This window comes from Shewanella sp. ECSMB14101 (assembly GCF_000773485.1).
Lineage (GTDB): Bacteria > Pseudomonadota > Gammaproteobacteria > Enterobacterales > Shewanellaceae > Shewanella > Shewanella marisflavi.
Genome location: NZ_JSFF01000001.1, coordinates 91,902 through 106,599, shown reverse-complemented (window position 1 = coordinate 106,599; position 14,698 = coordinate 91,902). Strand labels below are relative to the sequence as shown.

Below are 14,698 nucleotides of genomic sequence, written 5' to 3'. Positions count from 1 at the left end.
TCGTTCAGCTCGAATCCATCAAAACTTAGCGATTAGGTTGCCCTTACGGATATTATCCAAGGCAATAATCAGTTCGTTGCCATCAACAGTAAGAGTCAGCATCTGCCCCTCAACGCCCGTGACGGTCCCTTTTAAATTACGACTACCAGCGACAGGCATAGTCAGTTGTACCTTTACGGTTTCACCTGTGTATTGCGCATACTGCTCTGCAGTAAATAATGGTCTATCTACACCAGGCGAAGAAACTTCTAATGTGTATTCGTTCGAGATCGGGTCCTCGACGTCGAGCACGGCACTGATCTGGCGACTGACATCGGCACAATCATCGATAAAAATGCCGTTTTCATTATCTATATATACACGCAGCACTGAATGCTTGCCTGCTTGCACATACTCAAGTCCCCACAGACTATGGCCCAATGCTTCAACTGGTGCGATAAGCATCTGTTCCAGCTTACTTTCTAAAGTTGCCAAGGTTACCCCCCGAAAAACAAAAAAGGGCATAAAGCCCCAGTACGACATCATCAAATGACGATATTTCAAAAGTCCAGATAACAAAAAACCCCGTAATCACGAGGTCATATCATTCAGAACCTGTAACAGAAATGAAGATAAACTTCATCACTGGGAAGCTGGTTGCGGGGGCCGGATTTGAACCGACGACCTTCGGGTTATGAGCCCGACGAGCTACCAAACTGCTCCACCCCGCGTCAACTGCTGCAATTATATTGATAGAGAACAATATTTGCAATGATAAAGCGAAACTCATGTTTTACTTTACCGATTCAGATTAAGTAAGACTCAATCTAAATTTGGTGCGGATGGAGGGACTTGAACCCTCACGAGCATAGCTCACCACCCCCTCAAGATGGCGTGTCTACCAATTCCACCACATCCGCATGTGATCATTACTTAGACTGGTTGATTCTGTTTTTGAGTAGTGAGGCTACTCGAGTCTTCCAGTCACGTAACCTAGGGTTACGTTTGCTCTTTCGAGCAATTAGTCAGGGATTTTATCTTCTGACTTTGGTGCATCTTGTGCTGCGTCAGTCACTTGTTCAGTCACTGCTGCCGCGTCGGCACCTAAATCTTTCCAAGATTCTTCAGCCTTGGTGTGGTTCGCGCTCAAATTGCCAATTGTCAAACTTAGGGCAAAGAAAGCAATCGCCAGAATCGCCGTAGAACGAGTTAAAAAATTACCCGAACCAGAAGAACCGAACAATGTTGCTGAAGCACCGGCGCCAAAAGAGGCTCCCATGTCAGCACCTTTCCCTTGCTGGATGAGGATTAAGCCAATCAGGCCCAACGCAACCAACAAGTAAATAACCATTAGAACTTCGTACATATTATGCGCTCATCGCTATCGAACATAAACTTAAAAACTCGGTAGAGTTTAAGCTAGCACCGCCTATCAGTCCACCATCTACATCAGGCTGCGCAAATAGATCTGCTGCATTACTCGGTGTTACGCTACCACCGTACAAAATCCTGATATTCTCTCCGATAAACGGAGACACTTCAGAGAGACGCTTGCGAATAAACGCATGTACTTCTTGCGCCTGCTCTGGCGTAGCGCTCTTACCTGTCCCTACAGCCCAAAGCGGCTCATAGGCGATAATTGCATTATCAAAAGCCATGGTGCCATTCTTCTCGATGACCACATCCAACTCTTCCGCAATCACCTCAAAGGTGCGTCTTGCTTCTCGAGCTGGGCCAGACTCACCTACACATAATATAGGGGTCAAACCATGCTTCTGTGCAGCGGCAAATTTCTCCGCCACGATATCGCTGGTTTCGCCGTACATTCTACGACGCTCTGAGTGACCGATAATCACATAGCGACATCCAGAATCTTTTAACATCTGCCCAGACACTTCACCGGTATAGGCGCCAAAGTCATGCTGACTTAGGTTTTGCGCACCCATCCGAACCAGACAACCGTTTAAGGCTTCTTTATTAGCGTCTAACTGCTGACGTACACTTTCAAGAAAAATAGTTGGCGGACATAAGACCACTTCCGCAGAATCATCTTGAAGCTTGGTAGCAAACTTGGTAAATAACTCTTGCGCTAGTTGCGCAGTACCGTTCATTTTCCAGTTACCAGCGACCATTGGGCGTCTTAGGGCCATCACTGTCTCCTTCTGAAAGCGGGCTGAATAATAGCGAACCACTTGTTAAGTTACAATACCTAAATCTCGATTTTTTGCGATAAACCGTCGAAGCGATTACTTTTTATTCTCACACACAAAAAATAGGGCAGGAATTAACCCGACAAGGCTAATTCCTGTTCGAAGCGTTAAACCAAAGCCTTGATCGCTTCGGCAATATAGTTGGCGTGGGCCTTCACATCGCTGGCTACATCACCTTCAACCATCACGCGGATCAAGGGTTCAGTACCTGACTTACGTAGGAGTACGCGGCCACGGTCACCTAGCTTAGCCTCAACTTCCGCTTGAGCGTTTAACACGCTGTCAGCCTTGAGAGGGTCATGACTCCCTTCGAAGCGCACGTTTACCAGCACCTGGGGTAGCATCTTAATGCCTTCGGTCAGCTCTTCAAGCGTCGCCTGCTTACGACACATGGCTGCCAACACTAAGATACCGGCCACTATGCCATCGCCTGTGGTGCCATGATCCAGATTAAGAATATGACCTGAGTTTTCTCCGCCGATACGCCATTCCTTCTCTTTGAGCAGCTCCATCACATAGCGGTCACCCACCTTTGAGCGGGCGAAGGGAATATCACGCGCCTTTAGCGCCAAATCGAGACCCAGGTTTGACATCAGAGTGCCTACCACACCGCCCTTTAACACGCCTCTGTCTTGGGCATCACAAGCTAAGATATAGAGGATCTCGTCACCGTCAATCACCTTACCATGACGATTAACCATCATGATACGATCACCGTCGCCATCGAGCGCTATACCCAGATCCGCCTTCTCGGCGATCACGGTTTCACGTATCTTACCCATAGAGGTAGCACCTACCTCATGATTGATATTGATGCCATTGGGTTTATCGCCAATGGCGATCACCTCAGCACCTAGCTCACGAAACACACTCGGTGCGATATGGTAAGTGGCACCATGGGCACAATCGACCACGATTTTTAGGCCATTTAGGGTATGCTCTGCCGGGAAGTTACCCTTACAGTATTCGATATAACGACCTGCAGCGTCATCAATACGAGACACCTTACCCAGCAGGTGTGACTCAACACACTCCAGTGGTTTTTCCAGTTCTCGCTCGATTTCTAGCTCAACCTCGTCATCCAGCTTACTGCCGTCGGTAGAAAAAAACTTGATACCGTTGTCATAGTAAGGATTATGAGAGGCGCTGATCACCACACCCGCTTCGGCTCTAAAGGTGCGGGTCAAGTAAGCGACAGCAGGTGTTGGCATAGGCCCCATCAGCATCACATTTAAGCCTGCCGCAGACAGACCTGCTTCCATCGCGGATTCGAACAGATACCCTGAAATACGAGTATCCTTACCTATGATCACCTTCTTAGTGCCGATACGGGATAAGACTCGTCCAGCCGCCCAACCAAGTTTAAGCGCCAATTCAGGGGTCATCTTACCCGCGCCAACTTTACCTCTAATACCATCGGTTCCGAAAAATTTTCTCACTTGTTCTACCTCGGCTCCTCCCAGGAGCTAATGTCTGTGATCCACTCGTTTCTTGCCGCCCTCTAGGCAGCACTTTAATCTATAATGCCTGATAATTGGCCGTAGCCTGCATGACCCTGATCATATCCATGGTCGGTTTTACATCATGGACACGGATAATATGCGCGCCATGCTGAATACTCAAGAGCGCGGCGGTCAGACTGCCGGCCAGTCGCTCACCCACAGGAACATTTAACAGATTGCCTATCATGCTCTTGCGCGATAACCCTATAAGCACAGGCAAACCAAAAGACGCGAGCTCACCCTGACGATTCAATAACTCATAGTTGTGGGATAAGGTCTTGCCAAAACCATAGCCAGGGTCCAAGAGCAGGTTTTCTCGTCTAATTCCAGCCGCCAAACAAGCGCTGATTCGTTGCTCAAAAAACTGACTGATATCACTGATGATATCCTGATAAACAGGCGAGTCCTGCATGGTTCGGGGTTGTCCCTGCATATGCATCAAACAAACAGGCACATTCAGCTTTGCCGCTACCGCTAAAGCACCGGGCTCTTGCAAGGCGCGTACATCATTAATCAAATGCGCGCCAGCGGCGACCGCCTCAGCCATCACCTCAGGTTTACTGGTATCCACCGATATCCACACATCGTGATGACGACTGACATATTCGACTAACGGAATAACTCTTTCCAGCTCATCTTGAACACTGACTTCGGCAGCACCGGGGCGGGTTGACTCGCCGCCAATATCGATAAAACAGGCACCTTGAGCCACCAACTCATCGGCATGGCGACAAGCGCGCTCTATGCTAGTAAAACGGCCACCGTCTGAAAATGAATCTGGAGTAACATTGAGGATCCCCATCACCCTAGGCTGTGAAAGATCCAAGCATTTATCGCCACTGACGAGTTGAAACCCTTGTTGCAAGACAGGCCCCTTAATCTATTACTGGTTAACTGAAACAAGAAAACCCCTGACGGGGTTTTCTGACATTATGCGTTTTATCTATCGCAATGAAGCTTACTTAACCACAGGTGATTCATCACCTTCTTTTGGCTCACTGGCAGGCTCAGCCTCAACGCTTTGCTCGGCCTTATCAGTAGTCTCAACAGCTTCACCATGACCGCCTTTTCCCTTGCCGTTAGAACCGTTTTCATCCATGTTCCAATCGGCTGGTGCGCGCACTTCGCGGCGAGCCATCAGATCTTCAATTTGTGTCGCGTCGATAGTCTCGTACTTCATCAAGGCATCTTTCATTGCATGAAGGATGTCCATATTTTCTGTTAAGAAAGTATGAGCTCTTCCGTAGTTGCTATCGATAAGAATTTTCACTTCGTCATCAATAACCTTGGCAGTCTCATCAGACATATGCTGTGACTTACCCATACTACGGCCTAAAAAGACTTCATTTTCATCTTCGGCATAGAGGACTGGGCCCAGCTTCTCAGAGAAGCCCCATTGGGTCACCATGTTACGCGCAATGGATGTCGCATACTTAATGTCTTGAGAAGCTCCCGTTGACACACGCTCGCTACCGTAGATCAACTCTTCAGCAATACGGCCACCATAGGCTACCGAGATTTGGCTCTCTAACTTACGACGACTCTGACTGATAGCATCGGCTTCAGGCAGGAAGAAGGTTACCCCAAGAGCACGGCCACGAGGAATAATAGTGACCTTATGCACAGGATCATGCTCAGGAACCAGACAGCCAACGATAGCGTGACCCGCTTCGTGATAGGCAGTCATCTCCTTCTCTTCCTCTGACATCACCATGGTACGGCGCTCAGCGCCCATCATGATCTTATCTTTGGCACTTTCAAACTCTTCCATACCAACGACACGACGGTTGCCACGTGCGGCAAATAGTGCTGCCTCATTCACCAGGTTAGCCAGGTCGGCACCAGAGAAACCTGGCGTACCACGGGCAATGACGCTTGCCTTAACATCATCGGCTAAAGGCACCTTGCGCATATGCACTTTAAGGATCTGCTCACGACCACGCACATCTGGCAGGCCAACCACCACTTGACGGTCAAAACGACCCGGACGTAGCAAGGCGGCATCCAACACATCGGGACGGTTGGTTGCAGCGATAACGATAATACCCTCGTTACCCTCAAAACCATCCATCTCAACCAGCATCTGGTTAAGGGTCTGCTCACGCTCATCGTGACCACCACCGACACCGGCGCCACGCTGGCGACCTACAGCATCGATCTCATCGATAAAGATGATACATGGTGCCGACTTCTTGGCTTGTTCGAACATGTCACGTACACGGGATGCACCGACACCAACAAACATCTCTACGAAATCAGAACCCGAAATGGTAAAGAAAGGTACCTTAGCTTCGCCGGCAATGGCTTTAGCCAGCAAGGTTTTACCTGTACCTGGTGGGCCCACTAACAGCACGCCCGTCGGGATACGACCACCCAGTTTCTGGAACTTGGTTGGCTCTTTTAGATAATCGACCAGCTCTTTGACATCTTCCTTCGCTTCGTCGCAGCCAGCAACGTCACCGAAGGTCGTCTTGATCTGATCTTCGCTCATCAGCTTGGCTTTACTCTTACCAAAAGACATGGCGCCTTTACCGCCACCGCCTTGCATCTGGCGCATGAAGAAGATCCATACCCCGATAAGCAATAGCATAGGGAACCAAGAGATAAAGATCTGCGTTAAGAAACCAGACTCTTCCGCTTCCTGCCCCTTCATGGTCACGCCCTTACGGTCAAGATCATTGATCAGATCCTGGTCATACATAGGCATGATGGTGGTAAATTTTTCCCCGGTTCTTTTGGTACCCTCGATAGTACGCTGGTCGCTCTTCACTTCGACAGTATTAATCTGTCCAGAACGCACATCGTCCAAGAATGTTGAATAATCCATCTTCATGGAATTCGATGAAGAGGGGGAGTAGCCCTGAAACACTGACATCAACACAACGGCGATGACAACCCAGAGAATTAAATTTTTTGCCATATCACTCAAAATTACTAGACCTCATACAGTCTTGCGGTTACTGACGTTAGGTTACTACAACTTGTATCCTGTCGCCACAAGATAGACTTCACGCGAACGCGGTCGCGACGAGTCTGGCTTACGTGTTTTGACGGTGGTAAATGCCTCTTTAACCGCCTTCATATACTCATCAAAGCCCTCCCCCTGAAAGACTTTGACAGCAAAACTACCATTTGGTGCCAACACTTGATGACACATATCAAGTGCCAATTCCACCAAATACATGGCGCGCGGCTGATCCACACCACCTGTACCACTCATATTGGGCGCCATATCCGATAGCACAACATCAACTTTAGCATCGCCTACCCGTTCAAGTAAGGCGTCGAGTACCTTTTCTTCACGAAAATCTCCCTGAAGAAAGTCAACGCCCACTATTGGGTCCATAGGTAAGATATCACAGGCGATAACCTTACCCGTGTCACCCGCCAACTTAACGGCAATCTGCGACCAACCACCGGGAGCAGCCCCAAGGTCAACCACTGTCATGCCCGGACGGATCAGCTTATCCTTTTGTTGTATCTCTTCAATTTTAAACGCAGCGCGCGAACGCAATCCCCGTTTTTGCGACAACTTAACATAATGATCATCGAAATGTTCCTGCATCCAACGGGCGGAACTGGCTGTTCGTTTTTTACCTGACATTTAAAATCCGCAACAAATATGAGTTACACAAAGGCTATATGAGGGTAGAATAGCGGTTTTTCAACAGTAACTCAGCATAAAGTTGGTAGAAATGAACTTAACAACCAAACAGAAACAGCATCTAAAAGGCTTAGCGCATAACCTCAAGCCTGTTGTACAGCTTGGTGCCAATGGCCTGACTGAAGGTGTACTGGCTGAAATTGATAATGCACTCTCTCATCATGAATTAATCAAAGTGAAAGTTGCCTCTGGAGACAGAGAGCTAAAAAATGCAGTCGTTGACGCCATTGTACGCGAAACTCAAGCTGAAAAGGTTCAGCTCATCGGTCACGTATTGGTCCTATTCCGTCAATCTCCAGAGATGAAGATTGCCGTGCCAAGAGCGAAATAACTCTTGGGCTACACAAAAAAGCCGCTAGAGATAGCGGCTTTTTTGTCGCTGAGCATCAGTGCTTAAATATACTCTACCGCAGTGATCTCATAATCTGTCATGCCACCCGGCGTCTGAATAGAAACTTCATCACCTTCTGATTTTCCAATCAAACCACGAGCAATCGGTGACGTTACCGAGATCAAGTTAGCCTTGATGTCAGCTTCGTCTTCTCCCACGATACGATAGGTAAATTCCTCTTCGCTATCCAGATTTAAGATGGTCACAGTTGTGCCAAAGATCACTCGACCAGTATTTTCCATCTTAGTCACATCGATGATCTGAGCATTAGACAGCTTGCCTTCGATATCGCGCACGCGCGCCTCACACAGGCCCTGCTCTTCACGCGCCGCATGGTATTCGGCATTCTCTTTCAGATCGCCAAGTTCTCGTGCAACCCCAATGGCTTCAGCAATCTTTGGTCGCTTCTCAAACTTCAAAAAATCTAACTCTTTACGTAGTTGATCTGCACCAACAACTGTCATTGGAACCTTATTCATAGGAACACTCGTCTCCTTAAAACAAAAGCAACCTAGTCAGCCTGACCACTTGGGCCACTGACTAGGAATAAAGAACGCTTGGAATGAATCTATTCTATACCCTGACGACGGCAGAAGCTATCGGATCACCAAGAGTTTGTTATCGCGCGCCCAGAACTGTGTGTTCCTTAGCGCGCCCAGCGCTAGTGATTATTGGCCAAGACCATGGTCTCACCCGCCGCAATCCTCCACACAGAGGCCTTAGATTCAATACCCGCCCATAAAAAAGGCCGCTAATGCGGCCTTTTTAAATGGTAACGGCGAATTAGCCTTTAATGCGCTGATGCAACTCCTGCACCGAAGTCACATTGGTACGGCTATCGGCAGAGTGTGCCATACAGGTCGCAAAGGCAGCGTTCAAGGTCGTGGTGTAGTTCACCTTGTAACGCAGTGCTCCACGGCGCAGCTGACGCGAGTCTTCAATCGCCTGACGACCTTCTGTGGTGTTGACGATATAGGTGTACTCATCGTTCTTGATACGGTCAAGAATGTGCGGACGACCTTCGTGCACCTTGTTCACCAAGCGAGGATTAATACCCGCTTCGCCTAACACTACCGCAGTGCCGTGAGTCGCATCGATCTCATAGCCCAGCTCAATCAGCTTGGCAGCCAGGTCGGCAACACGATTCTTATCGCTGTTACGCACAGAGAGCAGTGCACGGCCAGACTTAGGCACCTCAGAGGTCGCGCCCAGTTCTGCCTTGGCATAAGCTTCGGCGAAGGTATCACCCACGCCCATCACCTCACCGGTAGAGCGCATTTCAGGGCCAAGTAGCGGGTCAACACCAGGGAACTTGTTGAACGGTAACACCACTTCTTTGACTGAGTAGAAAGGTGGGATCACTTCTTCAGTAAAGCCCAGCTCTTCCAGTGTTTGACCGGCCATGACGCGCGCGGCAATCTTAGCCAGAGGAACACCCGTTGCCTTAGAGACAAATGGCACGGTACGCGCCGCACGAGGGTTAACCTCAATCATGTAGATGGTGTTGTCTTGTACCGCGAACTGCACATTCATCAAACCCACAACGCCGAGTTCCATCGCCAGCTTACGCACCTGCTCGCGCATCTGATCCTGGATCTCTTGGCTTAAGGTGTAAGGTGGCAGAGAACAACCCGAGTCACCCGAGTGAACACCCGCCTGCTCGATATGTTCCATGATGGCGCCAACCACTACCGTCTTGCCGTCACAAATCGCATCGATATCCACTTCGGTAGCGTTATCGAGGAAGTGGTCCAACAATACTGGAGAGGCGTTAGAGACACTCACCGCTTCGTTAAAGTAACGACGCAGATCCTGCTCGTCGTAAACGATCTCCATTGCGCGGCCACCCAGCACATAAGATGGACGTACCACAAGTGGATAACCGATGCGCTCGGCAGAGAGGACAGCCCCTTCAACCGTAGTCACGGTATCGTTTTCAGGTTGCTTCATCTCCAGGCGTTGAATCGCCTGCTGGAAACGCTCACGGTCTTCGGCGCGGTCGATGGCATCTGGGCTTGTACCGATAATTGGTACACCAGCAGCCTCTAGGTCACGAGCCAACTTAAGCGGTGTCTGGCCACCATACTGAACGATAACCCCTTTTGGCTGCTCGATACGCACGATCTCCAGCACGTCTTCCAGGGTCACAGATTCGAAATAGAGTCTGTCAGAGGTGTCATAGTCGGTTGAAACCGTTTCAGGGTTACAGTTAACCATGATAGTTTCATAACCATCTTCACGTAGCGCCAGTGCGGCGTGAACACAGCAGTAGTCGAACTCAATGCCTTGGCCGATACGGTTAGGGCCACCACCTAGCACCATGATCTTGTCACGGTTAGAAGGATTGGCCTCACACTCTTCCTCATAGGTCGAGTACATGTAGGCGGTATCGGTTGAGAACTCGGCGGCACAGGTATCGACACGCTTGTATACAGGGTACACTTCGTAGCGATAACGCAGCTTGCGCATCTCTGATTCGCTCACACCCAGCAACTCAGCCAGACGCGCATCAGAGAAGCCTTTGCGCTTAAGCTTGTAAAGGAAGTCTTTGTCCATGTTGGACATACCGGCTTCTTTTACCTGACTCTCAAGGGTCAGCAACTCTTCGATCTGAACCAGGAACCAAGGGTCAATATTGGTCAGCTTGAAGATAGCCTCAAGGCTCAATCCAGCACGGAAGGCATCGGCGATATACCAAATACGCTCGGCACCTGGCTCTTTCAGTTCGTGGCGGATACGTGACAAGGCATCGTTATCTTCCACATCGACGATAGAGTCGAGACCATTTACGCCGACTTCCAGACCACGCAATGCTTTTTGCAGTGACTCCTGGAAAGTACGACCAATTGCCATCACCTCACCCACTGACTTCATCTGAGTGGTCAGGCGGTCATTTGCACCGGCAAACTTTTCAAAGTTGAAGCGTGGCACCTTGGTGACCACATAGTCGATGGCAGGCTCGAACGAAGCAGGTGTCGCACCGCCAGTAATATCGTTGCTCAGCTCATCAAGGGTAAAGCCAACCGCCAGCTTGGCCGCGATCTTAGCGATAGGGAAGCCAGTCGCTTTAGATGCCAACGCCGATGAACGCGATACACGCGGGTTCATCTCGATGATCACCATGCGGCCATCTTTCGGGTTAATACCAAACTGTACGTTTGAACCACCGGTTTCAACACCAATCTCACGCAGTACCGCCAAAGATGCGTTACGCATTAACTGATATTCTTTGTCTGTCAGGGTCTGTGCTGGCGCAACGGTAATAGAGTCACCGGTATGCACGCCCATAGGATCGAAGTTTTCGATAGAGCAGACGATAATGCTGTTATCGTTGCGGTCACGAACCACTTCCATCTCATACTCTTTCCAACCGATAAGCGATTCATCGATCAGCAGTTCGTTAGTTGGAGAAAGCTCAAGACCCTGAGAACAGATCTCCTCAAACTCCTCCTTGTTGTAGGCGATACCGCCACCCGAACCACCCATGGTAAATGATGGACGGATAATACAAGGGAAACCAACCTGCTCAAGCACCTGATAGGCATCTTCCATGCTGCGGGCGATACCGGCTCGAGGACACTCAAGACCAATCTTTTTCATCGCCGCGTCGAAACGACTACGGTCTTCGGCCTTGTCGATGGCATCGGCGGTGGCGCCAATCATATCAACGTTAAACTCGGCCAGAACCCCTTCCGCCTCGAGGCGCAGCGCACAGTTCAGTGCAGTCTGTCCGCCCATGGTAGGCAGAATGGCATCGGGACGCTCTTTGGCGATGATGTTACGTACGACTTCCCAGTGGATAGGCTCGATATAGGTCGCATCGGCCATCTCTGGGTCGGTCATGATGGTTGCAGGGTTTGAGTTCACCAGAATAACCCGGTAACCTTCTTCGCGAAGCGCCTTACAGGCCTGAGCGCCAGAGTAGTCAAACTCACACGCCTGACCAATAACGATCGGGCCGGCACCCAGGATTAGAATACTTTTTATATCTGTACGTTTTGGCATTGCTGAATCTTTCTCCCGGACTACTTAGCGTTGTGACGATATGTTTCGATCAAGTCGATAAAGTGATCAAACAATGGCGCGGCATCATGGGGACCCGGGCTAGCCTCAGGGTGACCCTGGAAGCTAAATGCGGGCTTATCGGTCAAATGAATCCCCTGCAACGAACCGTCGAACAGTGACTTATGGGTCACCTTCACATTGGCTGGCAAGCTGGCTTCATCGGCAGCGAAACCATGGTTCTGGCTGGTGATCATCACATTGCCCTTCTCCAGGTTGCTCACCGGATGGTTAGCACCATGGTGGCCAAACTTCATCTTCAAGGTTTTTGCACCCGATGCCAGTGCCAGCAACTGGTGGCCCAGGCAGATACCAAATACGGGAATGTCAGTCTTGAGTATGCTTTGAATCGCTTCGATGGCGTAATCACATGGCTCTGGGTCACCAGGACCGTTTGACAGGAAGATACCATCAGGATTCATCGCCAAAACTTCTGACGCTGGAGTTTGTGCAGGCACCACAGTTACATCACAACCGCGGTCGACCAGCATACGTAGGATATTACGCTTAACGCCGTAGTCATAGGCCACGACTTTGTATTTCAGTTCAGACTCAGGTGTGTCACTTGGCAGACCGCCCACTAAACGCCAGCTACCGCTGCGCCATTGGTATTGCGTCGCCGTGGTCACCTCTTTGGCTAAATCCATGCCTTTCAAACCAGGGAATGCCTTGGCCGCTGCTAGCGCCTTAGCTTCATCCATATCCCCAACAAGGATAGCACCCGCCTGTGCCCCTTTTTCCCTTAGGATACGTGTTAATTTACGCGTATCGATATCGGCAATGCCGACCACATTGTTGCTTTTGAGGTAATCGCTGAGAGATTGCTGATTTCTGAAGTTGCTGGCCAGTAATGGCAGATCACGAATGATCAGACCACAAGCATGTACGGCTTCAGATTCGACATCTTCACTATTGGTACCTGTGTTACCAATGTGTGGGTAGGTTAAAGTAACAATTTGACGAGAATAGGAAGGATCCGTAAGGATCTCTTGGTAACCCGTCATTGAAGTGTTAAACACCACTTCACCAACTGCGAGTCCATCGGCACCAATTGCTGTGCCAGAGAATACGGTTCCATCTTCGAGTACGAGTAAGGCAGACTTTGTCAACGCGACCTCCGAAAAGAGCCAAACCATTGAATAATAGGGTTTTATTTTATATTTAAAATACCAATTTCCGCTTAAATACGAAATTTTGACAAATTCCGTCAATTCTATAGGTAATTAAGCAAATCGTCTACAGATAAGCGGTACTTTCTTTCAAAAAAAAACGCCAAATTGGCGTTTCTTTAAATACTAATCCTTCAGGCCTAAGACCTGCTGCATGTCGTATAATCCGGGGCCTTGATCGCCCAACCAGAACGCGGCACGCATGGCACCATTGGCAAAGGTCATACGGCTAGACGCCTTATGGGTGATCTCTAATCGCTCACCGATATCGGCAAACATTGCCGTATGCTCACCCACCAAGTCACCGGCACGAATGGTCGAGAAACCTATCGTTTCACGCGAGCGTTCTTCGGTGATCCCTTCACGGCCATAGATAGCGCATTTTTCCAGGTCACGACCCAGCACCTCGGCGATCACTTCACCCATCTTAAGCGCGGTACCAGAAGGTGCATCCTTCTTGTGCCTATGATGGCCTTCGATAATCTCGATATCTGTGTAATCACCCATCACCTCGGCAGCTAGCTCAAGCAGACGCCACATCAGGTTCACCCCAACAGACATATTGGGCGCCATCACGATAGGCGTGGTTTCGGCATAGGCAGCAATCTGCTCTTTCTGAGCATGATTAAAGCCAGTGGTACCGATAACAATCGCCTTACCGTTACGTGCACACCAATCGGTATGTACCACGCTAGCCTCGGGAGAGGTAAAGTCGATCAGGATGTCAAAGTCATCTACGGCATTGTCTAACGAATCAGTGATGGCAACATTCATGGCACCGACACCGGCAAGTTCACCTGCATCGACACCGATTAATGTAGAACCTGCACGCTCAACCGCTGCACCTAAATAGATATTGCTGCTGAGTTTTGCTGATTCAATAAGAGTTCGGCCCATGCGACCACTGCCACCGGTTATTGCCACTCTTACTTGCTCTGTCATCTAATTCTCCTAAACACTCAAGGTTTCCACTGGGCTTAAGGCTAACGCCAAATCAATTCAAAAAAAAGCCTAAGCGAACGCTTAGGCTTTTCTATTAGATAATGTCGAGTAATTCTACTTCGAACACTAGCGCCGAATATGGAGGAATAGAGGCACCAGCACCACGCTCGCCATAGGCCAGGTGATGAGGAACATATAGCTTCCACTTAGAACCAACAGGCATTAGCTGTAAGGCTTCGGTCCAACCAGCAATCACACCAGATACTGGGAACTCAGCAGGTTGGTCGCGCAGCACTGAGCTGTCAAATACGTCACCGCTGATGAAAGTACCATGGTAGTGAGTACGAACGGTAGAATCATAACCAGGCTTGTCACCAGTACCTTCGGTGATGATCTCATACTGTAGACCAGACTCTAAGGTCACAACGCCATCACGCTTTTGGTTTTCAGCAAGGAAGGCATCGCCTTCTGCCGAGGCCGCCGCAGCAGCAGCTTCCTGAACCTTTTGAATACGCTGACTAATCTCTGTGAATGCAGTTTGAAGATCTTGCATAGACACAGCACTCTCTTTGCCTTCAAACGCATCTGCCAGACCAACTTGAACAGCTGAAATATCGATACCTTCGAATGAGTTAGCTGCAAGTTGCTCGCCTAACTGGCGACCAACACCGTAGCTGGCGTGCTGTTCAATAGTGGTGAACTTATCAGACATAATGATTGTACTCTCATTTATTCAATTAATTTCGCGCGGATTTTATCACAGTCGGCGATAAAAAACC

The 14,698-nt window shown here is 49.3% G+C and carries 13 protein-coding genes and 2 tRNA genes; 1 reads left to right on the top strand and 14 read right to left on the bottom strand.

Features of this window, described 5'->3' with window-relative positions:
• Positions 1–18 precede the first annotated feature (18 nt).
• The 9 genes from rimP to rlmE all read right to left on the bottom strand — a co-directional run bounded on the left by rimP (position 19) and on the right by rlmE (position 7,295).
• On the bottom strand, positions 19–474 hold the full coding sequence (rimP, locus tag NY07_RS00580) for a ribosome maturation factor RimP (RefSeq protein ID WP_033537750.1): 456 nt from the start codon (positions 472–474) through the stop codon (positions 19–21).
• Positions 475–633: 159 nt separating this feature from the next.
• A tRNA-Met gene (locus NY07_RS00575) sits at positions 634–710 on the bottom strand.
• 103 nt (positions 711–813) lie between these two features.
• Positions 814–899 (bottom strand) — tRNA-Leu (locus NY07_RS00570).
• Between the two features lie 101 nt (positions 900–1,000).
• A complete protein-coding gene (gene secG / locus NY07_RS00565) occupies positions 1,001–1,345 on the bottom strand; it encodes a preprotein translocase subunit SecG (RefSeq protein ID WP_033537402.1) in 345 nt (114 codons plus the stop codon).
• A 1-nt stretch (position 1,346) separates the two neighbouring features.
• Positions 1,347–2,129, bottom strand: coding sequence for a triose-phosphate isomerase (gene tpiA, locus NY07_RS00560; protein WP_033537401.1), 783 nt, complete (start codon positions 2,127–2,129; stop codon positions 1,347–1,349).
• A gap of 167 nt (positions 2,130–2,296) precedes the next feature.
• Positions 2,297–3,628, bottom strand: coding sequence for a phosphoglucosamine mutase (gene glmM, locus NY07_RS00555; protein WP_033537400.1), 1,332 nt, complete (start codon positions 3,626–3,628; stop codon positions 2,297–2,299).
• A 79-nt stretch (positions 3,629–3,707) separates the two neighbouring features.
• On the bottom strand, positions 3,708–4,493 hold the full coding sequence (folP, locus tag NY07_RS00550) for a dihydropteroate synthase (protein WP_052125437.1): 786 nt from the start codon (positions 4,491–4,493) through the stop codon (positions 3,708–3,710).
• Positions 4,494–4,649: 156 nt separating this feature from the next.
• Positions 4,650–6,620, bottom strand: a complete 1,971-nt coding sequence (gene ftsH, locus NY07_RS00545; protein WP_088904097.1) for an ATP-dependent zinc metalloprotease FtsH — start codon at positions 6,618–6,620, stop codon at positions 4,650–4,652.
• A 45-nt stretch (positions 6,621–6,665) separates the two neighbouring features.
• Entirely contained in the window at positions 6,666–7,295 is a 630-nt protein-coding gene (gene rlmE / locus NY07_RS00540) for a 23S rRNA (uridine(2552)-2'-O)-methyltransferase RlmE (protein WP_033537397.1), read from the bottom strand.
• A gap of 91 nt (positions 7,296–7,386) precedes the next feature.
• Between rlmE and yhbY the strand changes: the two genes are divergently transcribed.
• Positions 7,387–7,686 carry a ribosome assembly RNA-binding protein YhbY gene (yhbY, locus tag NY07_RS00535; protein ID WP_033537396.1) on the top strand — a complete coding sequence of 100 codons (300 nt, stop codon included), beginning with the start codon at positions 7,387–7,389 and terminating at the stop codon, positions 7,684–7,686.
• 62 nt (positions 7,687–7,748) lie between these two features.
• Here yhbY and greA read toward each other — a convergent pair whose 3' ends face one another.
• The 5 genes from greA to NY07_RS00510 form a co-directional block, all read right to left on the bottom strand.
• Positions 7,749–8,225 carry a transcription elongation factor GreA gene (gene greA, locus NY07_RS00530; protein ID WP_033537395.1) on the bottom strand — a complete coding sequence of 159 codons (477 nt, stop codon included), beginning with the start codon at positions 8,223–8,225 and terminating at the stop codon, positions 7,749–7,751.
• 304 nt (positions 8,226–8,529) lie between these two features.
• Positions 8,530–11,751: a carbamoyl-phosphate synthase large subunit gene (gene carB / locus NY07_RS00525; protein ID WP_033537394.1), complete on the bottom strand. Its 3,222-nt coding sequence runs from the start codon at positions 11,749–11,751 to the stop codon at positions 8,530–8,532.
• A 20-nt stretch (positions 11,752–11,771) separates the two neighbouring features.
• Positions 11,772–12,944 (bottom strand): glutamine-hydrolyzing carbamoyl-phosphate synthase small subunit, encoded by a 1,173-nt coding sequence (gene carA, locus NY07_RS00520; protein WP_088904095.1) that lies wholly within the window; start codon positions 12,942–12,944, stop codon positions 11,772–11,774.
• A 159-nt stretch (positions 12,945–13,103) separates the two neighbouring features.
• A complete protein-coding gene (gene dapB, locus NY07_RS00515) occupies positions 13,104–13,919 on the bottom strand; it encodes a 4-hydroxy-tetrahydrodipicolinate reductase (RefSeq protein ID WP_033537392.1) in 816 nt (271 codons plus the stop codon).
• A gap of 94 nt (positions 13,920–14,013) precedes the next feature.
• On the bottom strand, positions 14,014–14,631 hold the full coding sequence (locus NY07_RS00510; protein WP_033537391.1) for an FKBP-type peptidyl-prolyl cis-trans isomerase: 618 nt from the start codon (positions 14,629–14,631) through the stop codon (positions 14,014–14,016).
• Positions 14,632–14,698 lie beyond the last annotated feature (67 nt).